Origin of the sequence: Thermasporomyces composti (genome assembly GCF_003386795.1) — a bacterium.
Classification (GTDB): domain Bacteria; phylum Actinomycetota; class Actinomycetes; order Propionibacteriales; family Actinopolymorphaceae; genus Thermasporomyces; species Thermasporomyces composti.
On the sequence record NZ_QTUC01000001.1, the window covers coordinates 4292911 to 4317250 of the forward strand.

Annotated in this window: 24 protein-coding genes and 1 tRNA gene; 14 read left to right on the forward strand and 11 right to left on the reverse strand. The window is 70.5% G+C overall.

Features of this window, described 5'->3' with window-relative positions:
* Positions 1-29: 29 nt before the first annotated feature.
* The 4 genes from DFJ64_RS18770 to DFJ64_RS18785 all read left to right on the forward strand — a co-directional run bounded on the left by DFJ64_RS18770 (position 30) and on the right by DFJ64_RS18785 (position 3613).
* Positions 30-497, forward strand: a complete 468-nt coding sequence (locus DFJ64_RS18770; protein ID WP_115851625.1) for an NfeD family protein — start codon at positions 30-32, stop codon at positions 495-497.
* Complete coding sequence (locus tag DFJ64_RS18775; RefSeq protein WP_425452203.1) at positions 494-1636, forward strand: SPFH domain-containing protein; 1143 nt, start codon at positions 494-496, stop codon at positions 1634-1636. The genes DFJ64_RS18770 and DFJ64_RS18775 overlap by 4 nt, the downstream gene beginning before the upstream one ends.
* Positions 1633-2394, forward strand: coding sequence for a sulfite exporter TauE/SafE family protein (locus tag DFJ64_RS18780; RefSeq protein ID WP_115851627.1), 762 nt, complete (start codon positions 1633-1635; stop codon positions 2392-2394). Before DFJ64_RS18775 ends, DFJ64_RS18780 begins: the two co-directional genes overlap by 4 nt.
* Before the next feature lie 184 nt (positions 2395-2578).
* On the forward strand, positions 2579-3613 hold the full coding sequence (locus tag DFJ64_RS18785; protein WP_115851628.1) for a M48 family metallopeptidase: 1035 nt from the start codon (positions 2579-2581) through the stop codon (positions 3611-3613).
* Positions 3614-3643: 30 nt separating this feature from the next.
* Here the strand turns inward: DFJ64_RS18785 and DFJ64_RS18790 are convergent, their stop codons facing one another.
* Complete coding sequence (locus DFJ64_RS18790; protein ID WP_115851629.1) at positions 3644-4195, reverse strand: YbaK/EbsC family protein; 552 nt, start codon at positions 4193-4195, stop codon at positions 3644-3646.
* Positions 4196-4247: 52 nt separating this feature from the next.
* Between DFJ64_RS18790 and DFJ64_RS18795 the strand changes: the two genes are divergently transcribed.
* Entirely contained in the window at positions 4248-5069 is an 822-nt protein-coding gene (locus DFJ64_RS18795) for a TrmH family RNA methyltransferase (protein ID WP_245941236.1), read from the forward strand.
* Here the strand turns inward: DFJ64_RS18795 and DFJ64_RS18800 are convergent.
* Both DFJ64_RS18800 and DFJ64_RS18805 read right to left on the reverse strand, forming a co-directional pair.
* Positions 5053-5370, reverse strand: a complete 318-nt coding sequence (locus tag DFJ64_RS18800; RefSeq protein ID WP_115851631.1) for an antibiotic biosynthesis monooxygenase family protein — start codon at positions 5368-5370, stop codon at positions 5053-5055. The genes DFJ64_RS18795 and DFJ64_RS18800 overlap by 17 nt on opposite strands.
* A 93-nt stretch (positions 5371-5463) precedes the next feature.
* Complete coding sequence (locus DFJ64_RS18805) at positions 5464-7368, reverse strand: ABC transporter ATP-binding protein (RefSeq protein WP_115851632.1); 1905 nt, start codon at positions 7366-7368, stop codon at positions 5464-5466.
* Between the two features lie 202 nt (positions 7369-7570).
* Between DFJ64_RS18805 and soxR the strand changes: the two genes are divergently transcribed.
* Positions 7571-8146, forward strand: a complete 576-nt coding sequence (soxR, locus tag DFJ64_RS18810; RefSeq protein WP_115851633.1) for a redox-sensitive transcriptional activator SoxR — start codon at positions 7571-7573, stop codon at positions 8144-8146.
* Here soxR and DFJ64_RS18815 read toward each other — a convergent pair.
* Positions 8137-8826: a (2Fe-2S)-binding protein gene (locus DFJ64_RS18815; protein WP_115851634.1), complete on the reverse strand. Its 690-nt coding sequence runs from the start codon at positions 8824-8826 to the stop codon at positions 8137-8139. The two genes, soxR and DFJ64_RS18815, sit on opposite strands and share 10 nt — an antisense overlap.
* A gap of 170 nt (positions 8827-8996) precedes the next feature.
* Between DFJ64_RS18815 and DFJ64_RS18820 the strand changes: the two genes are divergently transcribed.
* Positions 8997-10022, forward strand: coding sequence for a zinc-dependent alcohol dehydrogenase family protein (locus DFJ64_RS18820; RefSeq protein ID WP_245941238.1), 1026 nt, complete (start codon positions 8997-8999; stop codon positions 10020-10022).
* A 15-nt stretch (positions 10023-10037) separates the two neighbouring features.
* On the opposite strand, the gene DFJ64_RS19585 is transcribed toward DFJ64_RS18820, so the two are convergent.
* Entirely contained in the window at positions 10038-10499 is a 462-nt protein-coding gene (locus DFJ64_RS19585) for a VTT domain-containing protein (protein WP_170152672.1), read from the reverse strand.
* Positions 10500-10724: 225 nt separating this feature from the next.
* On the opposite strand from DFJ64_RS19585, the gene DFJ64_RS18830 reads away from it, so the two are divergent.
* The 3 genes from DFJ64_RS18830 to DFJ64_RS18840 all read left to right on the forward strand — a co-directional run bounded on the left by DFJ64_RS18830 (position 10725) and on the right by DFJ64_RS18840 (position 15005).
* Entirely contained in the window at positions 10725-11438 is a 714-nt protein-coding gene (locus tag DFJ64_RS18830) for a CDP-alcohol phosphatidyltransferase family protein (RefSeq protein WP_115851636.1), read from the forward strand.
* An 82-nt stretch (positions 11439-11520) separates the two neighbouring features.
* Complete coding sequence (locus DFJ64_RS18835; RefSeq protein ID WP_115851637.1) at positions 11521-13146, forward strand: GxGYxYP domain-containing protein; 1626 nt, start codon at positions 11521-11523, stop codon at positions 13144-13146.
* 101 nt (positions 13147-13247) lie between these two features.
* Positions 13248-15005, forward strand: coding sequence for a cation:proton antiporter (locus DFJ64_RS18840; protein WP_115851638.1), 1758 nt, complete (start codon positions 13248-13250; stop codon positions 15003-15005).
* A 17-nt stretch (positions 15006-15022) separates the two neighbouring features.
* On the opposite strand, the gene DFJ64_RS18845 is transcribed toward DFJ64_RS18840, so the two are convergent.
* Positions 15023-15421 carry a VOC family protein gene (locus DFJ64_RS18845; protein WP_115851639.1) on the reverse strand — a complete coding sequence of 133 codons (399 nt, stop codon included), beginning with the start codon at positions 15419-15421 and terminating at the stop codon, positions 15023-15025.
* Between the two features lie 217 nt (positions 15422-15638).
* On the opposite strand from DFJ64_RS18845, the gene DFJ64_RS18850 reads away from it, so the two are divergent.
* Positions 15639-16538, forward strand: a complete 900-nt coding sequence (locus DFJ64_RS18850; protein WP_115851640.1) for an MBL fold metallo-hydrolase — start codon at positions 15639-15641, stop codon at positions 16536-16538.
* Positions 16539-16548: 10 nt separating this feature from the next.
* Here DFJ64_RS18850 and DFJ64_RS18855 read toward each other — a convergent pair whose 3' ends face one another.
* From DFJ64_RS18855 to DFJ64_RS18865, 3 genes are all read right to left on the reverse strand, one after another.
* Complete coding sequence (locus DFJ64_RS18855; RefSeq protein ID WP_245941240.1) at positions 16549-17235, reverse strand: MerR family transcriptional regulator; 687 nt, start codon at positions 17233-17235, stop codon at positions 16549-16551.
* A 425-nt stretch (positions 17236-17660) separates the two neighbouring features.
* Positions 17661-18710 (reverse strand): DHA2 family efflux MFS transporter permease subunit, encoded by a 1050-nt coding sequence (locus tag DFJ64_RS18860; RefSeq protein WP_211310673.1) that lies wholly within the window; start codon positions 18708-18710, stop codon positions 17661-17663.
* Complete coding sequence (locus DFJ64_RS18865; RefSeq protein WP_245941242.1) at positions 18707-19555, reverse strand: zinc-binding dehydrogenase; 849 nt, start codon at positions 19553-19555, stop codon at positions 18707-18709. The genes DFJ64_RS18860 and DFJ64_RS18865 overlap by 4 nt, the downstream gene beginning before the upstream one ends.
* A gap of 185 nt (positions 19556-19740) precedes the next feature.
* Between DFJ64_RS18865 and DFJ64_RS18870 the strand changes: the two genes are divergently transcribed.
* Together DFJ64_RS18870 and DFJ64_RS18875 are read left to right on the forward strand one after the other, a co-directional pair.
* Positions 19741-20406, forward strand: a complete 666-nt coding sequence (locus tag DFJ64_RS18870; protein WP_115851642.1) for a TetR/AcrR family transcriptional regulator — start codon at positions 19741-19743, stop codon at positions 20404-20406.
* Between the two features lie 190 nt (positions 20407-20596).
* Entirely contained in the window at positions 20597-21808 is a 1212-nt protein-coding gene (locus DFJ64_RS18875; RefSeq protein ID WP_115851643.1) for an erythromycin esterase family protein, read from the forward strand.
* A 71-nt stretch (positions 21809-21879) separates the two neighbouring features.
* Here the strand turns inward: DFJ64_RS18875 and DFJ64_RS18880 are convergent, their stop codons facing one another.
* Positions 21880-22890: an AraC family transcriptional regulator gene (locus DFJ64_RS18880; protein WP_115851644.1), complete on the reverse strand. Its 1011-nt coding sequence runs from the start codon at positions 22888-22890 to the stop codon at positions 21880-21882.
* 103 nt (positions 22891-22993) lie between these two features.
* Between DFJ64_RS18880 and DFJ64_RS18885 the strand changes: the two genes are divergently transcribed.
* Positions 22994-24061 (forward strand): saccharopine dehydrogenase family protein, encoded by a 1068-nt coding sequence (locus DFJ64_RS18885; RefSeq protein WP_115851645.1) that lies wholly within the window; start codon positions 22994-22996, stop codon positions 24059-24061.
* Between the two features lie 142 nt (positions 24062-24203).
* Here DFJ64_RS18885 and DFJ64_RS18890 read toward each other — a convergent pair.
* Positions 24204-24287: transfer RNA gene (locus DFJ64_RS18890), tRNA-Leu, on the reverse strand.
* Positions 24288-24340 lie beyond the last annotated feature (53 nt).

Genomic DNA, 24340 nt, shown 5'->3' on the forward strand with positions numbered 1-24340 from the left:
CACCTTCATGGTCACGTAGGTTGATGACTATGAGCGACCTGCTCCACTGGCTGGGAGACCACCTGTGGGTCATGTGGGCGGTCATCGCCGGCCTCTTGGCGGCGGTCGAGCTGCTCACCCTCGACCTCGTCTTCTTGATGCTTGCCGCGGGTGCAGCCGCGGGCGCGGTCGCCGCTGCTGTGGGCGGAGGGCCGATCATCTCCGTCGTCGTGTCCGTCGTCGTCGCGCTCGGCATGCTCGCCGCGGTGCGCCCGGTCGCCCTGCGCCACCTCAAGCAAGGCTCGCCCATCCGGACGGGTGTGGCCGCCCTCGTCGGCCAGCCGGCTGTCGTCATGCAGGAGGTCAGCCCGACGAGCGGCACGGTCAAGATTCATGGCGAGATCTGGTCGGCTCGCCCGTACGATGGGCAGTCCACCATCGAGCCCGGCAAAACCGTCGAAGTGCTGTCGATCGACGGCGCGACCGCCTACGTCCACGAAACGGAGAAGCCGTGGTGATCGTCGTCCTTGTCCTAGCTCTGGTCGCGGCCATCGTCTTGGCCCGGTCCGTCAAGATCATCCCGCAGGCACGGGCGGGAATCGTCGAGCGACTCGGTCGGTACTCACGCACCCTGGGTCCCGGCTTGTCGGTCATCGTGCCGTTCATCGACAAGGTCCGCTACACGATCGACCTTCGCGAGCAGGTCGTCTCGTTCCCGCCACAGAACGTCATCACCGAGGACAACCTCGTCGTCGCCATCGACACCGTCATCTACTTCCAGGTGACCGACCCGATCCGGGCGACGTACGAGGTCGCCAACTACATCCAGGCGATCGAGCAGCTCACCCAGACCACGCTGCGCAACATCGTCGGTGGGATGGACCTGGAGCGGGCCCTGACCAGCCGTGAGGAGATCAACAGCGCGCTGGGCGCGATCCTCGACGAGGCGACCGGCAAGTGGGGTGTCAAAGTCAACCGCGTCGAGCTGAAGGCGATCGACCCGCCGCCGTCGATCCAGGACTCGATGGAGAAGCAGATGCGGGCCGACCGCGACAAGCGCGCCGCGATCCTCACCGCCGAGGGTGCCCGTCAGTCCGCGATCCTCACCGCCGAGGGTGAGAAGCAGGCGGCGATCCTGAAGGCCGAGGGTGAGAAGCAGGCGGCGATCCTGCGGGCGCAAGCTCAGCGCGAAGCGGCGATCCTGAAGGCCGAGGGTGAGGCCCAGGCCATCGACACGGTGTTCGCCGCCATCCACCAGGGTCGTCCCGACCAGGCGCTGCTGTCCTACCAGTACCTGCAGATGCTGCCGAAGATCGCCCAAGGCGACGCGAACAAGGTCTGGATCGTGCCGAGCGAGATCGGCAAGGCGCTGGAAGGGCTCGGAGCGGCGGTCGGCAAGCTCGGCGCGCAGCAGACCAACGGGGACACCGCCGCGCTCGACGAGTCGGCTCGGTCGCGTGGCCGGCGGGCGGCTCAGGAGTCGGACGAACGCGCGGGCCAGGTCCTCCAGAGCACCGAGAGCGAGGTCGCGGCCGCGATCGCTGAGGCCGCGGACGCCGCCAGGGGTGGCTTCGGGAGCCGTCAGGGTCGGACCGCCGAGGTGGAGGCGCCGTCGCCCACCGGTGACGTCGAGCCGGGGGAGTCCCCGCGGGCGTGACGGGCTGGGAGGTCATCGCCGTCTTCGCCGCGGCGCTCGCAGCTGGAATGATCAATGCGGTCGTGGGGTCGGGAACGTTGATCACGTTCCCGACCCTCGTCGCGTTCGGAGTGCCGCCGGTCGTCGCGAACGTCACGAACACCGTCGGCCTGGCGCCCGGTTCGGCGGCTGCCGCGTGGGGCTATCGACGTGAGCTCGCCGGCCAGGCGGGACGCCTCGTCCGGCTGGGGTTCGCCTCGCTGTTGGGGGCGCTGACTGGAGCCTTCCTGCTGCTGAGGCTGCCCCCCGAGGCGTTCGACATGATCGTCCCCGCCCTGGTCGGGTTGGGCTGTGTGCTCGTCGTCCTCCAGCCGTGGATCTCGCGGCGGCTCGCCGAACGCCGGAGCAGGCCCACGCACCCGCACTACGGCACCTGGATGACGCTGCCGCTGGTGTACGCGACCGGTGTCTACGGCGGCTACTTCGGCGCGGCCCAGGGAGTCATCCTCATCGCCGTCCTGGGCATCGGGCTGGAGGAGACCCTGCAGCGGGTGAACGCCGCCAAGAACGTCCTGGCCGGGCTCGTCAATGCGGTCGCCGCGGTGTTCTTCATGGCCGTGGCCGAGGTGTCCTGGTCCTACGCGGGACTGGTCGCCGTCGGCTCGATCGCCGGTGGCCTGCTCGGCGCGCACGTGGGCCGGCGACTGCCGCCGACCGTGCTGCGGGCAGTGATCGTCGCGGTCGGGACGATCGCCGTCGTCATGCTGGTGCGGCGCTAGGGGGCCCAGTGCGGATGAGTGCGCGAAGACGAGCAAACGACCCTGGACGTGGCTGGAGGCTGGTCGCACAGAGGTCGCTCGCTCGTTGGGCGATGAAGCCACGTACGGCTGGGACGTGTGGTTGGGTGGCGGCACCGAGTAGATTCCGTGGTTCCTGGCAGACGTCCAGCGATGGGGGAGTGCCATGACCGACACGAACGGCCGACCCGCGCGTCACCGCGTCACGCTCACCGACATCAGCTCGCGAGCCTGGGAGCATCCGGCCGACCGGGGCGCGCTCGCCGCGGTGCGTCAGCTGAAGGGCTTCGACCTGGTGCTGCGGAAGATGTCCGGCCTGATCAACGAGCGCGCGCTCCGGCTGGTGTTCTTGGGGTCGGCCGTCCGGGCCGGGGACCGACAGTTCCCCCGGCTCTACCGCACGTACGCGGAGGCTGCCGCCACCCTCGACGTGCGGGAGCTGCCCGAGCTCTACGTCATGACCGGCCCGATGCCGAACGCCATGTGCATCGGTCTGGACAAGCCGTTCATCGTGGTCAACAGCGCGTTGATCGACCTGCTCGACGAAGAGGAGCTCCGCTTCGTCCTCGGTCACGAGCTCGGACACGCCCGCAGCGGTCACGCCCTCTACCAGTCGGTGTTGGTCTTCCTGATCCGGCTCAGCGGTGTGGTCGCCTGGATGCCGCTGGGAGCCCTCGGTCTCCGCGCCCTCATCGCCGCGCTCATGGAGTGGTCGCGCAAGGCGGAGCTGTCGGGGGATCGGGCGGGTCTGCTCGCCGTGCAGGACCCGAGCGCCGCCTTGCGAACCCACATGAAGCTGGCGTCCGGCGGCCACCTGGAGGATGTCGACGCGACGGCGTTCTTGGAGCAGGCGGCCGAGTACGACGCCGCCGGGGATCTGCGCGACAGCGTGCTGAAGTTCCTGCTGTTGGAGGCCCGCAGTCACCCGTTCCTGGCGGTCCGCGCGGCGGAGCTGCGGCACTGGGTGGACAGCGGGGAGTACTCGCGGATCCTCGCCGGTGACTATCCCCGACGCCAAGACGACGCGTCCGCGAAGATGACCGAGGAGGCGAGACGAGCGGCCGAGGCCTACAAGGAAGCGTTCGCCCGGTCTCAGGACCCGCTCGCGAAGCTCATCAACGATCTGGGCGGCACGGTCGACGGCGTCCGTGACCGGCTGGCCGGTTGGCTGGGGAGCTGGACCGGCTCAGGGCGCGGGTGAGCGCGCACCGGTCAGGTGCGCGGTGGCGGCTCAGGCCGGGATGCCGAGGCCGTCGTGAACCTCCGCGCCCGGGATCGTGGTGAGGACCTCGCCCGGCACGACCAGCTTGGATCGCCGCAGTCCCGAGCCGATCACCACGGGTCCGGCTTCGGCGACCTTGGCGTCGACGAGGATCGGCCAGGTCTCGGGCAAGCCCACGGGCGTGATCCCGCCGTACTCCATGCCGGTCTCGCTGACCGCGCTCTCCATCGGGGCGAACGACGCCTTCCGCGCCTCCAGCCGCCGGCGCGTCAGGCCGTTGACGTCGGCGCGGGTGGTGGCGAGAACGACACACGCGGCGTACCGGGTCTCACCGCCGCGGCGGCCGGCGATGATCACACAGTTGGCCGACTGGTCGAGCGGCACGTCGTAGGTGGCGCAGAAGGCTGCGGTATCGGCCACGTTCGGATCGATCTCGGCGACCTGGAACTGGCTGGTGTCGACCTTGCCGTGCCAGGCTCGCAGTGCCTCCGCGACAGGCGGCGCGAGAAGATCGGGTCGGTCGAGGGCCGGCTGGAGGTGCAAGGTCCCGATCGGACGCATGCCCCCATTGTCGTACCCGACCAAACCCCCGCACGGAGCCGGGTGAGGGACGGTGGGACACACTGACGGTGTGGGCTTCGTCCGGGTCGATCGGCGCGATGATCCGCGTCTGCGCGACTACGCCAACCTCAAGGACGTGACCTTGCGCAAGAGCCTTGAGGAGGCGCACGGCATCTTCCTCGCCGAAGGAGAGAAGGTGATCCGCCGCGCCGTCGCGGCCGGCTACCCGGTGCGGTCCTTCCTCATGACCGAGCGCTGGATCGACAGCCTGAGCGACGTCGTGGCGGACACCGGAGCCCCGTGTTACGTGCTGCCGCCCGACGAGATGGCGAACGTGACGGGCTTCCACGTTCACCGCGGCGCCCTGGCGTCCTTCGCGCGGCTGCCGCTCCCTCCGGTGGAGAAGATCGTGGCCGAGGCGCGCCGCGTCGTGGTGCTCGAGGACATCGTCGACCACACGAACGTCGGCGCGATCTTCCGCAGCGCCGCCGCCTTCGGAGTGGACGGGGTGGTTCTCGCACCACGCTGCGCCGATCCTCTCTACCGGCGCGCGGTGAAGGTCTCGATGGGCGCGGTCTTCACGCTGCCGTACGCGCGCATGACCCGCTGGTACGACGGGCTGTCGACGCTACGCGACCACGGCTTCTGGATCGTCGCGCTGACCCCCGCGCCGGATGCGGTCCCGCTGGAGGAGTGCGCGGTCGGCCGAGACCGCGTCGCACTGCTCCTGGGCACCGAGGGGGACGGGCTCTCGGCCCGGTGGCAGCGGCAGGCGGACGTCAGGGCTCGCATCCCCATCAATCCCGCGATCGACTCCCTCAACGTCGCCGCCGCTGCCGCCGTCGCCTGCTACGTGCTCACTCGTCAACCCTGACGTAGGTGCCGAGGTCGGCCTCGATACCGGCCCGTCGGAAGAACTCCGGCGGCGAGAACTGGGCCTCTTGGTGCGACCGTTCCACGGCCGCCTTCGCGTTGGCCAGGTCGTCCGCGGACGCCCACCGCGCGATCGTGACGATGTCGTAGCGATCCTCGTCGAGTCGGTTCTCCAGCAGCGCGTCCTCGACGAAGCCGGGCTGTCGGCGCAGCACCTCGTGGGTTCGGCGGACGTTCTTCCAGAACTCGTCCCGCGCGTCCGCGGGGACGACGAACCTGTCGACACGGTAGACAGGTGCCATGCTCCTCCTTCTTCGCGTGGTCGTCTCTGGGCGGTGAAGGCTGTGGTGGCGGTCTCCGGTGAGCGCGACGCTCAGCGGACCTGCCGAGGGAGATCAGGCGGAGAGGGCGTGAAGGTCGCAGCAGTCCGCGCGGTCGTCGGGACGGTCGCCGAGGAACTGGGTGCGATACAGCCGCTCGTAGCGTCCTCCTGCGGCGAGCAGCTCGGCGTGCGTCCCGCGCTCGACGATCCGGCCGTCCTCGACCACGAGGATGAGGTCGGCGGCGCGGACGGTGGCTAGCCGGTGGGCGATGACCAACGCCGTCCTGCCAGCCAAGGCCTCGCCGAGGGCGGCTTGGACGTCGGCTTCCGATTCCGAGTCCAGGTGGGCTGTGGCCTCGTCGAGGATCACCACGCGTGGGCGAGCCAGGAGCAGTCGTGCGATCGTGAGCCGCTGACGCTCACCGCCGGACAGCCGATACCCACGCTCTCCGACCACGGTGTCCAACCCGTCGGGAAGCGCGGCGACGAGGTCGGCGATCCGTGCGCGCCGCAAGGCGTCCCACAGCTCGTCGTCCGTCGCCTCCGGACGAGCGAGCAGGAGGTTGTGGCGGATCGAGTCGTGGAACAGGTGGCCGTCCTGGGTGACCATGCCGACCGCTTCGCGTATCGACGCCCCCCGCAGCCGCCGGACGTCGATCCCGGACAGCCGCACGGATCCGGTGTCGACGTCGTACAGGCGTGGCACCAAGGACGCGATCGTCGACTTGCCGGCGCCGGAGGACCCGACGAGCGCGACCATCTGTCCTGGCTCGATCCGGAACGAGACGTCGTGGAGTACTTCCTCGCCGCCCCGAGTGTCGAGCACCGCGACGTCCTCCAGCGACGCGAGCGAGACCTTGTCCGCTGCCGGGTAGCTGAAGTGGACGTGCTCGAACTCCACCGACACGGGTCCCTCCGGCAGGTCGCGCGCCTGAGGGTCGTCGCTGATCAGCGGCGGGAGGTCGAGCACCTCGAAGACCCGTCCGAAGCTCACCACCGCGCTCATCACCTCGACGCGGGCGCTGGCCAGCGCGGTCAGCGGCGCGTAGAGACGCGTGAGGAGAAGGGAGAGGGTGACCACCGCGCCGGCGTCGAGGCTGCCGCGCAACGCGTAGAAGCCGCCGACTCCGTAGACCAACGCGAGCGCGAGAGCGGAGACCAGCGTGAGCGCGGTGACGAACACCCACTGCACCATCGCGGTGCGCACCCCGATGTCGCGCACGCGGCGCGCCCGCGTCGCGAACTCGGTCGACTCTCGCGTCGGTTCGCCGAACAGCTTGACCAACGTCGCGCCCGGAGCGGAGAAGCGCTCGGTCATCTGCGTGGTCATCGCGGCGTTGTGGTCGGCCGCCTCGCGCTCGAGCCGAGCGAGCCGTGTGCCCAGTCGCTTGGCCGGCCACACGAAGACGGGCAGCAACAGCAGGGCCAGGAGGGTGATCTGCCAGGAGACCTGGAGCATCACCGCCAGGCTGAGAGCGAGTGTCACGAGGTTGCCCACGACCCCGGACAAGGTGTCACTGAAGGCTCGCTGTGCGCCGATGACGTCGTTGTTGAGCCGGCTGACCAGAGCGCCCGTGCGCGTTCGGAGAAAGAACGCGACCGGCATCCGCTGGACGTGGTCGAAGACGGCACGACGCAGGTCGAAGATCAGGTCCTCGCCGATGGTGGCTGACAACCAGCGATTGACGACGCCGACCGCGGCCTCGGCGACCGCGATTGCGGCGATCGACGCGGCGAGTCCGAGCACGACGTCGAGCCGCGCTCTGGTGACGATCGCGTCGACGACCTGTCCAGCGAGGACGGGCGAGGCCACCGCCAGTAGCGCGGAGGCGACGCTGAGGAGCACAAAGCAGGCGAGTCTCGCCCGGTGCGGTCGCGCGAACTGGCCTATTCGGCGCAAGGTTTCCCGGGAGAGCACCGGCCGCCCGTTCTGGGCGTTTCTCGCGTGGTAGAGCGCGTTCCACGCGGCCAGGTCCATGCTCACAGGTGGTTTCTCTCCTCGTTCGGTGATGGACGCACGGGCGGCATACCCACCACGGCCCGCTGTCGGCGACGCGGGACAGCGGGCCGCGCGGTGGTGGGTCGACCCTAAAACCTCAACCTTTGTTAAGGTCAACTCCCTGGTTGAGGCGTGGATCGGCTGGCGGATGCGGGCCCCACGACGATGGTCGGAGGTGGGCATGGGCGGACCCGCGGTGGAAAAGGCGGAGCTCAGCGTCGGCGAGCTAGCCGCCCGCAGTGGTGTGGCGGTCTCCGCGTTGCACTTCTACGAACGTCAAGGCCTCATCACCAGTAGGCGGACGTCAGGGAACCAACGCCGGTACCGGCGCGACATGCTGCGCCGGGTCGCGTTGATCCGCATCGCCCAACGGGTCGGCATCCCGCTCGCCGACGTCGCCAAGGTCCTGTCCCTGCTCCCCGAGGGCCGTACGCCGTCTCGCCAGGACTGGCAGCGCATCGCCGCCGCCTGGCGGGACGAGTTGGACCAGCGGATTCGTCACCTGCAGCAGCTTCGCGACGACTTCGACGACTGCGTGGGCTGCGGATGCCTGTCCATCGACCGCTGCGCGCTCGCGAACCCGGGGGACCGGCTGGGTCGGCAGGGCCCCGGTCCGCGCCGGCTGCTCGACGGGTCGACGTCGCCGCCCCGTGTCACATGCGGAGGAGAGGAGGCGGAGCGGGAATCCCCCCGTCCGGGCCCGTCACGATCCTCGAGCTCGCGGAGGCGGGGGACGCGCGCGGATCGCTACCCGTGACGGGGCGACAACGCGCAATCGCCGCACCATCCGCCGCCTGGTACGCGGTAGTACAGACAGCAGCTCGACCGGGTGAAGGCTTCCGCCGTGCGGCGTCCGTCCGCGAAACACCCCGCGGTGTCGAGGGGCGGTTGGCCGAACGCGGACCTCGCCAGCCGTTCGCCGTCGGCGTCGACGTCGGGCCGGGCCCTGGTCAGCACGTCGAGCGAGCCCAGGAGCGCTGACGCGACGTTGCCCCACAGCAGCGCCTCGGGCAGCCGAACCCGCCGACGGACCGCCGTCAGCAGCGGGACGAGGTGCGGCTCCACGACGGCTCGCCGGAGATCGAGCACGGCGTCACCACCCCGCCTCTCCGCCCGCACGTCCGCCACGTGGAGACGATCACCCGGTGCCCACCAGGTGGTCGCCGGATCCACCGTGAGGACGCGGTCGTGCAGCAGCAGGACGGCGAGGACGGGAGACCACAGGCGCGCCGCGAGCCCTTGGACGAGGATGGAGGCGCCGACGCGGCGCTCACTGGTTCGCAACGCCCGGGCGGTGACGTCGATCGCCGTCCCGAGAGCGCGGTCGTCGGAGTACAGCTGAGCCAGGGACGGCGACCGAGGCGGGAACGTTGAGGGCACGACGGTGAAGTACTCGCCGAACGACTCCAGCTCGGCGAGGAGCGCCCGGAAATCCACGTGGGCATTCCATCACGGTCGCCGTCGTGCCGCACACCGCCGCGAGCTGGGTGCTGCTCGGCCGAGGCGGCCTGCCGAGGTCGCTCGGGCCGCCCGGTGGGCGAGGGAGGCTCAGCGCGGACGTGGGGGAGGATGCACGTGGAGGGGATGCACGTGGAGGGGGAGATGGCATGACGGTGCCGACGACGATGCGCGCGTGGGTCGTGCGCGAGCCGGGCCGGCTGGAGCAGGCGGAGCTGCCCGTCCCCACCCCAGGCCCGGACGAGCTGCTCGTACGTGTCGACGTCTGCGGAGTCTGCCGCACTGACCTACACGTGCGCGACGGCGACCTGCCGCCGCACAAGTCGCCCGTCGTGCCCGGCCACGAGGCTGTCGGGCGCGTGGTCGCCAAGGGGTCGGCCGTTCCCGACCGCTACGCCCTCGGGATGCGAGTGGGGGTGCCCTGGTTGCGGCGGACCTGCGGCACCTGCGCGTGGTGCCGACGCGGACAGGAGAACCTGTGCCCCCACTCCGTCTACACCGGGTGGGACGCCGACGGAGGATACGCGGAGTACACCACGGTGCCCGCCGCCTACGCGTACGAGCTGCCCGAGGACGCGTTCGGCGCCTACACCGAACCGGAGCTTGCTCCGCTCCTGTGCGCCGGCATCATCGGCTACCGCGCTCTCACGCGCGCGGAGGTGCCGTCCGGCGGTCGACTCGGCATCTACGGGTTCGGTGCATCCGCCCACCTGACCGCGCAAGTCGCGATGGCGCGGGGCGCCACCGTCCACGTCCTCACCCGATCAGAGGCGGCACAGCAGCTAGCCCTCCGGCTCGGCGCGGCCTCGGCCGGTGGCGCGTCGGAGATGCCGCCGGAGCCGCTGGACGCCGCGATCCTCTTCGCCCCCGTCGGGGACCTCGTGCCGGTCGCCCTCTCCGCGCTCGACCGGGGCGGCACCCTCAGCATCGCCGGCATCTACCTCACCGACATCCCCACGCTCGACTACGAGCGGCACCTGTTCCTGGAGCGCACCGTCCGCAGCGTCACCGCCAACACCCGCGAGGACGGACGGGAGTTCCTCGCGGCCGCGGCCGCGCACCGTCTGTCCGTCGAGGTCAGCCTGTACCCGTTCGACCGCGCCGACCAGGCCCTGGACGACCTGGCCGCCGACCGCATGCACGGCGTCGGCGTGCTCTCGGTCCACGCCACCTGAGCGTCCGCGACACCCTTAGCCTCCGGTCGCGAACTCGACGAGCCCGAGGAGGGTGACGAACCGTCCGAGCCGGCCGGCGAGCCCCGCGGCGAGGAACACCGCCAGCGGGACGCGGAGCTGGCCGGCGATGACCGACATGACGGCGAACGGTGGCACACCCAGCCACGCGGACACGAACAACAGGAGCCCACCCAGCCACGGGTTGCCCCCGACGCGGCGCTGCCAGCGCCCCAAGGCGTCGCGCCACTTCGGCGACTCGGTCTTCGCGCGCACCCACCTCCACCGGAGTGAGTCACGCCCGAGCAGAAAGTAGACGACCTTCCCGACCATCTGGCCGGAAGCGGCGGCCAGCGCCACGGACCACACCCCGAACCCGTCGAAGACGGCGGCGACGCCGGCGACGTACGCCTCAGCGTTGACCACGGGCACCAGCGCGGAGACGACGCAGTACCCGAAGGTCGTCAGGATGAGGGTCACCCGGTCGTCACCCGCCGTGGCACGCGTCCTCCCTGCGTGTGGTGCTCCCTGCGCGCCGTCGCGCGATGGACTCTTCGTGCGGTGGACCGTGGAGTGAGCTCGGTCCAGGCCCCAGTCCGGACCAGCCCACGGTAGCCTCTGCCCGCCACCGGTCGGCAGGGTAGCCCCCGCGCCGGCTCTCGCACGGACGGGTGGAATCGCACAGCCAGGAGGAGGGGAGCGACAGTGGTATCGGACGCTCGACGGCGGCGGTCGACGCCCTCCTCTCGGTGGGCTCCGTGCGGGCACCGTGGCTGTGTCCGGCCCGACCGGGAGCGGCTGCTGACCGCGCCCACCGTGGTGACGTTCGCGCGGACCGCCGGGTCGCTCGGCATCGCCCTGGGCGCCGCGCAGGCCCGCTCACTGACCTGGCTGCTCGTCGCGCTGGCGGTCTACTGGGTGGGCGACGTGGCGGACGGCGCGTTGGCACGGCTCACCGATACCGAGACCCGCCATGGCGCCGTCCTCGACATCGTCGCTGACCGCCTGTGTGCGCTGGGGTTCTACGGTGGCTTCGTCTGGCTCGACCCGTCGATGGCCCTGCCGATGGGCATCTTCGTGTTCGAGTTCGCGCTCGTCGACGCCTACCTGTCGCTCGCCTTCCTCTCCTGGCCGCTGTCCAGCCCCAACTACTTCGACCTGGTCGACCGACCCATCTGGCTCGCCAACTGGTCGAAGACCGGGAAGGTGGTGAACTCCTCCCTCGTCGCGGTCGTCATGGTGACGACGCGCTCCGTCCCGCTGTGCACGGCGATCGCGCTGGGCCTGCTCACGGTCAAGGTGTGGTCGCTGGCCCGGTTGGCCCGCCTCGGCCTGCCGACACCGACCGGGTGCGCGGCGAGGGACGCCGGATCGGGCGTCGAGCCGACTCGCGTCACGGGCACGTCTGACCCGGCCTAGATCGGACGGATCCATGGTCGCCACCGGGCGGTGATCACTACTGTGCGACGACCGGAGCGCAGGTGACGAGGGGAGAGGACGGATGGACGCGCCTCGGCCGGGTCTGTCTCGACGCGCGGCGCTGCGTCGCGTCGCCTGGGCGGCGGTGGGAGCCGCAGCCCTCAGCACGGCGGATCTGTCGCACCCCACGATCGCGGCCGCCCGACCACCACAGGAGCGCGGCTGGTACCCCAAGGGTGTGCGTCCGACGCGGCTGTACGTGGTGGAGGAGTCCGCGCTGTCCTCGGCCGAGCGGGTTCTAGTCGCCACGCTGCAGGGACAGCTCGCGCGGCGCCGGCAACCCGACGGATCGGCGCCCGGCATCTACGTCACGATCCCCGGGGTCGGCTACGAGGTGTGGCTTGCGGACCTGGCCGACCGCTACGGCATCCCACTCACGCACGGCGACGGCGTCCGGGACCTTCTCGACCGGTTCGCCGACTCGGCCTCGGGCTACGTCCTCTACCGCGGTGACGGGGTGAACGCCGCGACGACCGTGGCCGGGCTCACCGGGTCGATCGCGGTCGAGGAAGGCCTGGAGCCACTCGCGCGCGAGTACGGCCTCGGTCTGGTCGCCGACGTACGCGACAAGGACGACCGCTGGGTGAGGCAGACGTACGGCTCGCGCCTTCGCGGGGACCTCGTCATCGAGCAGAAGCCAGACTTCTCCAACCAGCTCCGCGACTACGCCACGCTGACAGGAGCGTTCACCTTCTACGACGGCAACTCCTCCTTCCGCGAGCGAGTGGTCGCCGACCTCGACCCCGACGCGGCCGTCCTCGGCTGGGGGGACGCGTCGAGCGGCGAGGACGCGTTCGTCTCGGTCTCGTCCCGGGCCGGCGTGCGGACCATCCCAGCCGACCACGCCCGAAACCTCGCGCCGTTGTCGGGCATCAGCCTCAACCGGGTGACCCAGCGGCGACCGCGCCGCCTGCCGCGGCCAGAGCCCGGCTGCCACTACGTCGCTTTCCTCGTCACCGACGGCGACAACATCCAGTGGATGCTCAACGACTTCCAGAGCAGCACTCGGTGGTTCGCGAGTCCGCACCGTGGCTCGCTCGACCTGGGCTGGGGGATCTCGCCGAGCCTGGTCGACCTCGCTCCGTCGGTCATGCGTTGGTACTACGACCACGCGGCCACTGGCGCCCACCACGACAGCTTCGTCGCGGGACCGTCCGGAGGCGGGTACTTGTACCCGAGCATGTATCCGCGCGAGGAGCTGGAGCTGCACACCGCCCGGTTGGCCGCCTCGATGGAACGCGCCGACCTCGACGTCGTCCAGATCATCGACTTCGGCTCGTTCGACGACACCGACCTGTGGGCGACGTACCTACGGCACCGGCAGATCGCCGGCCTGATCTACCTGGAGTACTCCCGGTACGACACCCACAAGGGCCGGATCGTGTGGGCGAACGACAAACCGGTGATCTCGGCCCGCACCATGCTGTGGGACGGCCTGCCGGGTGCGGACGAGACGAGCGTGACGGCCGAGCTCAACAACGCCGACCGTGATCCGACGAGCCCGTCCGGCTACTCGGTCGTCATGTGGCACGCATGGAGCAAGTCCGTCGCGAACGTCAAGACCGTGGTCGACAACCTGGCGCCGCACGTCCGGGTCGTCACGCCGGACGTCCTGGTGCGCATGGTCGCCGCGAACGTTCGCCGTTAGCCGGCTGAGCTCGCGAGCTGGTCCAGGCTGGTCACCGACACAATCGACACGCTGCGTCAAGAACCGGACGCGTGGCGCGACAGCCCGTTAGCGTTCCCTCGGTGACCGCGGAAGAGTTCCTGCTCGGGGTCAGCATCACGCTCATCCTCGCCGTGACCGCGCAGATCACGGCCGGTCGGCTGAACGTGCCCGCCCTGATCCTGCTGCTTCCCGCCGGGTTCACGGCGGGCGCGTTCACCGACCTCGTCAACGCCCGAGCCCTGCTGGGCCGCCTGTACGAGCCGGTCGTGGCGTTCTCGGTCGCGGTCATCCTCTTCAACACCTGTCTCGAGCTTGATCCCCGTCAGCTGCGTGGCGCCCTGCGGCGGGCCGTCGCGGCCCTGGTCGTCCTCGGTGTCCCTGTGACGTGGGCGGCCACGACGTTCTCGGCGATCGTGCTCCACGGCATGTCGGAGTCCGCCGCGCTGCTGCTCGGCGCGATCCTCGTCGTGTCCGGGCCCACCGTGCTGGGGCCCATCCTGGACTTCGTCCGACCCGCCGAGCGGCTGCAGAGGCTCCTCACGTGGGAAGGCACGCTGGTCGATCCGATCGGCGCCATCCTCGGCGCCGTCGTCTTCCACGCCGTGGTGGCCAGAGGACCGCAGACCATCGTCTTCGAGGCGGGTCAGTTCCTCGCCAGCATCGTCGTTGGTGTGGGCGCCGCGGTGGTGGGAGCGCTCCTCCTGTGGTTCACCCTGCGTTTGCGGCTTCCGGCGGTCCTCAGCACCGCGGTGACGGTCGCCTCGGTCGTCGCGGTGGCCGCCGCGGCGGACGTCGTCCGGGACGACACCGGTCTGATCGCGGCGATCATCATGGGCTTGGTCTTCGGGCGGCTGCCCGGGGTGGACGTGGCCGCGCACCAGCCGTTCTTCGGCACGGTGGTGCAGCTCATCCTCGGCGTCCTGTTCGTCGCCATCTCCGCGACCGTCACCCCCAGCTCCGTGCTGCGGGTCCTACCGCCGACCCTCGCCCTGGTCGGCATCCTCGTGCTGGTCGTCCGCCCTCTCGTCGCGTTCGCAGCGACCTCGTTCACCGAGCTGACCCGCCGGGAGCGGGCGTTCGTCGGCTGGATGGCCCCGCGCGGAATCGTCGCCGCCGCGACGGCCTCGGTGTTCTCCGCTGGTCTGGTGGCCGAGGGCATCCCGGGGGCGGAGGACATCCTGCCGGCCACGTTCCTCGTGATCATGCTGACCGTGCTGCTCTACGGCCTGACCGGGCCGCCTGTGGCGCGGCTGCTCGGTGTCACCCGGCCGGCACACACCCGACCGTTCCTCGTCGGCGGTGCACCGTGGGTCGTCGATCTGGGGCGCACTCTCCAGGACATCGGTGTCGATGTCTTGATGTGGGCAGGGCGGGAGGAGGAACGCCGGGCCATCCGGCAGGCAGGGCTGGAGGTGGCGCCGGGGGAGTTCCTGGCCGCGGCGGCCGGAGGTGGCGCGGCCATGGAGGGTGTCAACGCCGTCTTTCTGCTCACCGAGGAGGATGACTTCAACGCGCTGGCGGCGACGATCCTACGGGCGCGCCTTCCCGAGGACGCCCGGGTCTACCGGGTGGCTCCTGCCCCTGGCAGCCAGCAGGTCGCCGCGCCTTTCCTTGGGGGAGTGACCCTGTTCGCCGCCGAGCTGACCCGCGACGAGATCGACCGCCGGTACCGCGCGGGCGCTCGTGTCGTGATCCGGGAGGGCGACCCGCCGCCGGAGTTCCATCCGCTCCTCGTCGTTCGTGCGGGTGGACGCATCGACCCGGTGACCCGCGAGGAGGAGCCGCGACCGGGGCCCGGCGACGTCCTGGTGCTGTTCGGTCCGCCGCGAGCCGACTGAGCAGCAGCCAGCACCGGCTACGCGGAGCCCCCGGCCGTGGCGCCCTTCCAGTCGACCAATTGGACGATCACGCCGTTCGGGTCGCGGACCTGGAAGGCGCGCTCCCCCCACTCCTCGGTGGTGAGGGGCATGGTGACGGCCACGCCCTCCGATTCAAGGCGAGCGAGCTCGCCTTCGAGATCGTCGACCTCGAAGGCGAGGATCACGCCCGAGGCGTGGTCGTCGCGCTGGTCGTCGGGGAGGGTGGGCAGGCCCCGCTGGAGGAACACGACGTGCATGCCGACGTCCTCGCGGGTCAGCGAGGCGAAGCCGGGTGCGGCCATCACCTCGCGGAAGCCGAAGTGCTTGACGAGGAAGGCGCTGGAGGCGGCGACGTCGTCGACGTTCAACGACACGGCGGAAGCAGTGACGCGCATGAGGCTCCTGGGAGGGTCGGGGAAGGACGTCAACAGTATACGGCGTATAAAGTAAAAACAGAATGTCGGATTCGATGAGGGCGCGTATGGTTCATGGCATGAGTGGACCTTGGCGGGCACGCCCCATGTGACCGAAGGGTCGAGCTCGCACCAGACGAGAGCGTCGCCACGTTGACCACGCCGGCGCCGCCTCACCCGTCACGGAAGGAGCCGCACATTGCCCGCACCCCCAGCTGTGCGACACCTCAGCTCCCGCGTCGTCGCCTATCTGCAGGCGCCCGGCGGCTGGTTCCTGAACAACGCCGGTTGGGTCACCGGCGTCAAGCAGACCTTCCTCATCGACACGTGCGCGACCGAGAAGCGCACCAGGCAGCTGCTCGAGGCGGTACGCGCGGACACCGACGCGACGAACCTCGATCCAGTCGTGATCACACACGCCCACGGTGACCACGCCAACGGCGCCGGGCTGCTCGCGCGAGCCGGCAGCACGGTCATGGCCACCGAGGCCGCCACACGCGAGATCATGGCGGGGCCACACCTGTATCCCGAGGTCTTCGCCTACGACGGCTGGGGCGACGTTCGACCGCCTGCGACCATCACGACCATCACCGAACGAGTGTCGTTCGACCTCGGTGACGGACGCGCTCTCGAGCTCGTTCCGGTGCCCACCCACGCCCACACCCCCGGCGACCTGGTGGTGTGGCTCCCCGAGGAGCGCGTGCTGTTCGCGGGCGACCTGCTGTTCGTGGGGGTTACGCCCTTGGCCGTCCACGGGTCGATCCGGGGGTGGCTCGACGCCCTCGAGTGGCTGGCCGGGTTCGACGCGATCCATCTCGTCCCCGGACATGGTCCGGTATGCACAGGCGACCGAAAGGTCATCGCGGACGTCCAGGCCTATCTCCGGTGGCTGTTGGATGTGACCGCCGACGACTGCCCGGACTTCGACGCGCTGCACGAGCAAGCCAGCGACCGTTGGTCGGCTTGGCTGGATCCCGAGCGGCACGTGGTGAACCTGCGAGTAGCTCACGCGGAGGTGCACGGTCAGCCGTTCGATTTGGCCGAGGCGCTCCAGGCGCTGCTTCGCGTCAACGGAGGACCGATCGTCCTCGACCTGTGAAGATCCTGGATCACTCGCCTGGACCCTCGGGGGTTCGGTACGCCAGGTAGGCGTCCAGCGCGGCGGCGCCGGCCAGCATGGCGCGACCGAGGGCGGAGAGTCGAGCACGCCAGTCGCGCAGCATCGGTTCCACAGGCGCCACGCCACCGGCGAGGCGCACGTGGGCGATCAGCGGGGCGATCTGCTCCAGGGGGTAGCCACCGCGTCGAAGCTGCCAGACGACGAGGGCGTCCCGAACGTCGGCGGCGCTGTAGACCCGGTAGCCGGTCCGAGGGTCTCGGCTGGGTTGGAGGAGGCCAGCGCGTTCCCATGCCCGCAAGGTCGCCGGACGGATACCGAGCCGCCTCGCCAGCGGACCGATGAGCGTGCTGCCGGATCCCCCGTCCGGTACGGCGTCGAGACCGGCGAGCGCGGCTTCGACGGCCTGGAGTGTTCGGCGGTCGTCAAGCAGCTGGGCATGTGACTCGTCGATGAGGCGCAGCGCCTCGTCGGTGGCGCCGTCGTGGATCGCGCGCATGATCAGGGCAGCGGTGCGGTGCCCGTGCCCGGCGACGAGGGCGAGGAACGCGCGGAGCGCTCGCTGGTGCACGGGGGTGTAGACACGGTAGCCGTGGGGCGTGCGCTCGGCCTCCGGAAGGATGCCGGCCTCCTCGTAGTTGCGAATCGCCTGGGTGGACAGGCCGTGCTCGCGTGCCAAGTCGATCGGTCGGAGCCGGGTTCGTTCGCGCGTCGTGTCACGGCGACGACGGGGAGACGACCGACGAGAGGGCGACGCTGCCTCCGGCGCCGCCGGCGCTGTCGTCCGGGGCTTCGCCGTGCACTGATCGGTCACCGTGACATCCGGTCCGCTCGGACTGGTTCCGCCTGGCTGGCGAACTCGCGGTGCAGGATACGGGACCCGTCGCTCGGTTCCTGCCGCGACGGTGTCAGGACGGCGTCTTCTGCTCCGCGAACCGCACGGGCAGGATCGCCGACACGACGGTCGCCGCACCGGTGAGGAAGAGCATCCAGGCGAGGGCCGGGGTGAAGCCGCCGGTGTCGAGGATGACGGCGGTCAGCGTGGTGCCACTCGCGGCGCCGATCCGTTGGACGACGTTGCTGAGGCTAGTGGCATCCGGGATGTCAGGCGGGTTCAGCGTGCGGTAGAGGGCGACACTGACGGGCAGGCTGCCGACGACGGGGTGGCAGGCGGTCGGCGTACCGACCGGCTGCGAGGAACGCGACGGCCAGGCCGAGACTCTGCGGCGCGAGAGCGAGTCCAGAGTCGAACGCCGGCAGGCCGCGAAGCTGCTGGTAGTACAGCGGTAGGAGGAACATCGGCCCCCAGGTGGTGGCCCCAAGCGCGAACATCATCACCGTTCCGGCCCGGAACGAGTGATCGCGGAACAGCCGAAGATCGAGTAGGCCAGGAGTGCGACGACGCAGCGACCTCACCACGAACGCGGTGACCAAACCTACGCCCAGCGCCGCCGTGACCACGACGGCGGCCCCCGATCCCGTGCCTACGCCCGTCAGCGCGTGCAGAATGGCGACCACTCCGAGCGGCACCAGGACGGTTCCCACGAGGTCGAGCGGCCGGTTCGAACGCTCGTCGTCGGGAGGGAAGAGCCGCCAGGCCATGACGATCGACGTGAGCACGATCGGCACGTTGACGAAGAACACCCACCGCCATCCCCAGCTGTCGACCAGCACGCCGCCCACGATCGGACCCGAGATGGGGGCGATCTGGCCGACGAGCCCGACCGCGCTCATCACGCGGCCGAGGCGTGCCGGTCCGGCCGCGCGGGCCAAGGTGAGCTGGGTGAGGGGCAGGATCATGCCACCGCCGAGGCCTTGCACGACGCGGAAGCCGATGAGCGAGGCCGCCGACCAGGCGGAACCGCAGAGGACGGAGCCGAGGAGGAACAGGGCGAGGCTCGCCAGCCACACGGCCCGGGCACCGAAGCGGCCGACCGACCAACCCACCAAGGGGATGACCGCGGCCATCGCCAGGACGTAGGCGGTGGTGACCCACTGGACCGTCGTCACGGGCACGGCGAGGTCGCGCCTGAGCTGGTCCAGCGCCATCGCGGTGATCGTGCTCTCCAGCAGCGCCGCGATGGCGCCGGCCAGCACGGTGGCGGCCAGTGGCACCAGACGCGGTGAGGCCTGGACCGCGCTTCGGGTCGTCATGGGATCAGCAAGGTCTTGCCGATTGTCGCCCGGGCTTCGATCACCTCGTGCGCCCGCGCGGCCTCGGACAGCGGGAATGTCTGGCCGATGACCGGGCGGAGTCGGCCAGCCGCCGCGAGAGCGAGGGCTTCCTCGGCCGCTGCTCGGATCTCGGCCGGACTCGGTACCCCGCTCGAGGGGACGACCCGCACGTGCTCTGGTGGGTTGGTCCAGGCGCCGGAGGCCATGCCGTACAGGACGGCCCGGGTGCCACGTCGTGCGGCGCGCATCGCCTGGGCACCGAGCGCTCCACCGACGCCGTCGAAGACCACGTCCACGCCCTCGGGGAGGAGCTCGCGCTCCCATCCAGGACGCGAATAGTCGACGTAGACGGCCGCGCCCAACGAGGTGACCAGCTCACGCTTGCGCGTGCCCCGTGCCGCGCCGACCACGGTCGCTCCGGAGGCGGCCGCGAGCTGGACCAGTAGGGTCCCCACACCGCCACCCGCCGCGGTCACCAGGACCCGCTCGTTCGGTTTCAGCTCCGCTCGACGATGCTGCAGCACCGCTGTGCGGCCGTCGGCCAGCAGCGCCACCGCGTCCTGCAAGACCACCCCTGGTGGGAGCGGGATCGTGTCCTCGACGCGGGCGAGGGCGAGCTCCGCGTAGCCGCCGGACCCACCCGTCGTCGCCACCACGGCGCTCCCCACCAGGCCGGGATCGATCCCGGAGCCGACGGCGACGACGCGTCCACCGACCCCGTTGCCCGGCACGTGGGGGAGCATCGGGCGGTGCTGCGCTGCCGGCCCGCGACCGGCCCGCACCTGCGTCTCGACGAACGTGACCCCGGCGTACTCCACCGCCACGAGGACCTGCCCGGCTCCCGCACGGGATCAGGGACCTCGCGAAGTCGCAGCACGTCCGGTCCGCCGAACTGGTCCATGACCACAGCGCGCATGCGCCCTCCCCTCAATAGGAGCGAATCGCTCCGTTTCGCGGTGGACGCTATAACGGAGCGATTCACTCCGCAAGAGGGGTAGGATCCGAGGTCATGAGCCGCCGCCGCGCTCCTCGCCAAGCCGAAGCCGAGCGCAACGATCGCGCGCTCTTGCGGGCCGCCCGCGAGGTGCTCGCCGCCGACGGCGCACACGCGTCGGTCGCCGCGATCGCGGCCCGGGCCGGTGTGGGCATCGGCACCCTCTACCGCCGGTACCGCACCAAGGAAGAGCTCTTCCAGCGGTTGGCCGAACTGGCCCTCGACAGCTGGAACGAGGCGGCGGAGAAAGGACTGGCCGAGGACGACCCTTGGGAAGGGCTGACGAGCTTCGTCATCGCCTGTGTCGAATCCGGACAGGGCTCGCTGGCACCGCTCGCTGGCACCATCGACATCACCGAGGAGATGCGAGCCAAGAATGAGCGCTCCGACGAGCTGTTGGCGGCCCTCGTCGAGCGTGCCCACGCCGCAGGAGTGCTCAGGCCGGACGTCACCCCTGTCGACATCGCCTTGCTGATCGAGCAGCTCGGTCGGTTCCCCGTGCTCGACCAGCTACGCGCGCAGGGACGCGACGATCTCGTCGACCTCGCCGTCGCCGCGAGGAGGCGCGTCATCGCCGTGGTCTTGGACGGACTACGGCCGTGCCACACGCAGCCACTGCCTGGTGACCCGCCCAGCGACCAGCTCTTCACCGAACGCTGGGCACGCCACTCGGCGCGGTGAGCGCGGAGCGGTACGACCAGCACTTCTTCCGACGATTGAAGCTTTTCGAGGCCCGACTCCGGTCGGGCGCTCGTCGAACTCGAAGAGAAGCTCGAAGAAAGAAGGACGCTTCAAGCGTGACGAGCGATGTCCAGCTCGTGACACCGCGCTCAAACTTTCAACCGATACTTCAACGATAGTGTTGAGGGGCATGGACATCACGACCCATGCCGTCGACGGCGCCGCCGTCATGAGCCTGCTGCCGGCTCGACCGCGCCTGCTCGCCCTTGGCGAACCCACCCACGGCGAGGACGTCTTGCTCACCGTGCGCAATGAGCTCTTCCGGCAGCTCGTGGAGCAGGAGGGCTACCGAACGATCGCGCTCGAGAGCGACTGCGTACGGGCGCTCGTCGTCGACGACTACGTGACCTCGGGCACCGGCACGCTGGACGACGCCCTCAAGCGCGGCTTCAGTCACGGCTTCGGAGCGTCCCCCGCCAACCGGCAGCTGGTGCGCTGGATGCGCGCGTACAACGACGGCCGGCCCTCCTCCGACCAGGTGCGCTTCGCGGGCATCGACGGGCCACTGGAGATCACCGCTGCCGAGAGCCCTCGAGGAGCCCTCATCGCCTTGCACCGCTACCTCGCGTCCTACCTCGACGCGGACCTGCTCGGGTATGACGACCAGACCCTCGACCGCCTGCTGGGCACCGACGAGGAGTGGACCAATCCAGCCGCGATGCTGGATCCGTCCCAGTCGGTCGGCCAGACACCGGAGGCCGCGAAGCTGCGGCAGCTGGCCGACGAGCTGGCGAGCCTCCTCGACACCGAGCTGCCGCACCTGAGCGCGGTGTCCTCCCCGGAGGACCTGGAGCGGGCCCGCCTCTACGCCCGAACTGCCGTCGGCCTGCTTCGCTACCACTTCTGGATGGCCGACGCCTCACCGAGACGAATGGAGCGGCTGCTGCGGGTGCGGGCGTCGATGATGGCGGCCAACCTGCGCGCGCTCGCCGAGCGGGGCCCGGCCCTGGTGTTCGCGCACAACGCGCACCTCCAGCGACACAAGAGCACGATGCGCATGGGCGAGGTGTCGCTGGGCTGGTGGAGCGCTGGGTCGATCGTGGGCGCCGACCTGGGTGAGGACTACGCCGTCGTGGTCACCGCCGTCGGCACGATTCGCCACCGCGGTGTCGAGGCTCCACCTCCGGACACCGTCGAAGGGTTGCTCTACACGCTGCCAGAGGAACGGTGCGTCGCGGACGCGCGGCGCCTGGCCACCTTCCTGAGCGGGGTGAGGCTCGCTCCTCGGGAGTCTCCGTGGCACGGGTACGCACCACTGGATCCGGCGAACCTGGCGGCCTACGACGCGATCGTCTTCGTCAAGGATGTCCCGGAGGGGCCCTCGTGGTGGCCACCAGCGTGATCCCACTCGCCCGTTGGGGAACAGTCGACCGGCCCTCCGAGCGATCGCCAGCGGTCGGAGTCGCTGACGCGTCAGGGTAGGCGTCCACTGTCGAATGGCGAAGGACGCGCGGGCGGCACCGCTGAGTGTGGCCCGCCGGGGCAGGCGTCGGCGCCGGCCCGTCCTCGCTGCCGGTAGCTGCCGGGCGCCATGCCGAACTCGCGCTTGAACGCCTTGGCGAAGGCGAACTCCGAGGAGTGGCCACACGAGGAGGCGATGGCGGCGAGCGGCGCGTCCGTGGCCCGGAGCCGCCGCGCCGCGCAGGTCATGCGCCACCACGTCAGGTACGCCAGGGGCGGCTGACCGGCCAACGCCGTGAACCGGCGCGCGAGAGTCGCCCTGGAAACGTTGGCGGTCCTGGCCAGGCCGGCGAGGGTCCACTTCCGGGACGGGTCGCGGTGCATGTGTTCCAGTGCCGTTCTCACCACCGGATCGGCCAGCGCCGCTGCCCATCCCGACGACGCGTCCGAACCGCCCTGCTCGGCATACCAGGCTCGCAAGGCGTAGAGCAGCAACATGTCCAGCAGGGCTGCCAGCACCGCGTCCGTCCCCGGCCCCGACTGGTCCAGCTCAGTGCCGAGCAGGTCGATCGCGGTGCGCAGCGCCGTCTGGCGCCCGATGCGGGTGGGGAGGTGGATGAACTCCGGCAGCTCGGTCAGCAGCGGATGAGGCCGTGCCTGGTCCAGGAAGTACGCGCCGCACAGCAGCACCGTGGACGCGCTCGGATCGGCGGCGGACCCTGCTGGCGGAGCAGACGGCGGGACGCCGGTCTCGGGCGCTGCGCCGGCGTCGACCAGCGGGGTCGAAGGGCTGTCGGCCAGGCCGTGACCTCGTCCATGCGGAAGGCACACCACGTCGCCGACCCCGAGCTGCACTGGCTCGCCGTTCCGCGGGGGGAGCCAGCAGGAGCCCTGCAGCACGACGTGGAACCCCGCGCCGGCGAAGGGTGCGAAGCGGATTCCCCACCTGCCGTGCTTGCGGGTGCGCGACGAATGCGGTCGGCCGGTGCGCATCGCGGTGACCACGTCGCTGAGCACGTCCACGGGGGCGACCGTATCGCCGGGAGCCGATGACTGAGACGCTGAGACATACAGACGAGACGCCGAACCATAGGGCGTCTTCGACGGTCGCCCTACGGTTGCCAGCATGACGATCAGTGCCATCGCGGTCCACGGCGCGACCGGCTACACCGGCCGGCTCGTCGTGGCCGAACTCGCCCGCCGCGGTGTGACTCCCGTGCTCGTCGGCCGTGACCCCGACCGGCTGAACACCGTCACCGCCCCGGGTGCCGAACGCCGGGTCGCCGACCTGTCCGATCCCACCAGCCTGCGCGCGGCCTTCCAGGACTGCGCCGTGGTCGTCAACTGCGCTGGACCGTTCGCGATCCACGGTGAGCCGGTGATACGCGCCGCAATCGACGTCGGCGCGCACTACGTGGACATCAGCGGAGAGCAGTCGTACGTCATGCGGGTCTTCGACCACTTCGACGAGCCGGCGGAACGAGCAGGCGTCACCGTCGTCCCGATGGCGAACGACGGTGGCTTCCTCGCCGACCTGCTCGCCGCCGTGACCGCCGCGCGGATCGACCCGCATGATCCCATCGACGAGGTGGTGCTTGCCCACCGAACGGGTGGCGGCGGCGGACTTTCTCGCGGCAGTGGCCGGACCGCGCTGCTCGCTCGCGACATGTTCGCCGGCGGCGGACTCGTGTACGTCGACGGCCGGTGGCGCGCCGACCTACCCGCCACCTGCACGGCGATCACCTTCCCCGGCGGCCCGGCGCCGTCGACCGTGGCGAAGGCCGGCTTCGCCGAGATCGCCACCGTGCCCCGGCATGTGGCGGCCCGCCGCGTCGAAGGTGTCGCCGAGATCACGTTCTTGGCGAGGCTGGCAGGCCTCACCCCGGACGTCGTGGAGCGGCTGCCGGAGAGTCCACCGGAACACCTGCGGACGGCCGGGCGGTTCACCCTCGTGGCCGAGGTCACTGGGCGAACGAGCCGCGCTCGTGGCGTCGTCGAGGGCACCGATACGTACGGTACGACCGCGGTCGTCGCGGTCCAGGCCGCTTGTCAGCTCGTCGTCCAGGGTGCTTGTCAGCTCGTCGTCCAGGGTGCCAAGCCCGGTGTCCTCGCGCCCGCTCAGGCGTTCACCGCCGGGCCCTTCTTGGACTCCCTCACCTCGCACGGGATCCGCCACACCGTGGAGACGGGCTGATCGCCAGCGGAGTCGTGTCGCGTCCTCGTCGTGAGAGGACTCATCTCGACGGTCGGATGACGCCCGGCGGCGAGGAGCTCAGGAGCACGATGAGGGGCTCAGGAGCACGCCATCCCGGCGCGCCAGACACTCGCGGGACTTGTGTCCGAGGGGGGACTCGAACCCCCATGCCCTTGCGGGCACTAGCACCTCAAGCTAGCGCGTCTACCTATTCCGCCACCCGGACGTGGCGCGCCGGCTGTCCTGCGCGCGGCGCTCACTGTAGCAAATCCACCCGGC

Coding starts and splice junctions, on each gene's coding strand:
- DFJ64_RS18770 (WP_115851625.1), top strand. CDS start 30: ATGAGCGACCTGCTCCACTGGCTGGGAGACCACCTGTGGGTCATGTGG.
- DFJ64_RS18860 (WP_211310673.1), bottom strand. CDS start 18,710: ATGACGACCCGAAGCGCGGTCCAGGCCTCACCGCGTCTGGTGCCACTG.
- DFJ64_RS18835 (WP_115851637.1), top strand. CDS start 11,521: ATGGACGCGCCTCGGCCGGGTCTGTCTCGACGCGCGGCGCTGCGTCGC.
- DFJ64_RS18790 (WP_115851629.1), bottom strand. CDS start 4,195: ATGCGTCCGATCGGGACCTTGCACCTCCAGCCGGCCCTCGACCGACCC.
- DFJ64_RS18875 (WP_115851643.1), top strand. CDS start 20,597: ATGGACATCACGACCCATGCCGTCGACGGCGCCGCCGTCATGAGCCTG.
- DFJ64_RS18805 (WP_115851632.1), bottom strand. CDS start 7,368: ATGGACCTGGCCGCGTGGAACGCGCTCTACCACGCGAGAAACGCCCAG.
- DFJ64_RS18800 (WP_115851631.1), bottom strand. CDS start 5,370: ATGGCACCTGTCTACCGTGTCGACAGGTTCGTCGTCCCCGCGGACGCG.
- DFJ64_RS18870 (WP_115851642.1), top strand. CDS start 19,741: ATGAGCCGCCGCCGCGCTCCTCGCCAAGCCGAAGCCGAGCGCAACGAT.
- DFJ64_RS18820 (WP_245941238.1), top strand. CDS start 8,997: ATGACGGTGCCGACGACGATGCGCGCGTGGGTCGTGCGCGAGCCGGGC.
- soxR (WP_115851633.1), top strand. CDS start 7,571: ATGGGCGGACCCGCGGTGGAAAAGGCGGAGCTCAGCGTCGGCGAGCTA.
- DFJ64_RS18845 (WP_115851639.1), bottom strand. CDS start 15,421: ATGCGCGTCACTGCTTCCGCCGTGTCGTTGAACGTCGACGACGTCGCC.
- DFJ64_RS18885 (WP_115851645.1), top strand. CDS start 22,994: ATGACGATCAGTGCCATCGCGGTCCACGGCGCGACCGGCTACACCGGC.
- DFJ64_RS18785 (WP_115851628.1), top strand. CDS start 2,579: ATGACCGACACGAACGGCCGACCCGCGCGTCACCGCGTCACGCTCACC.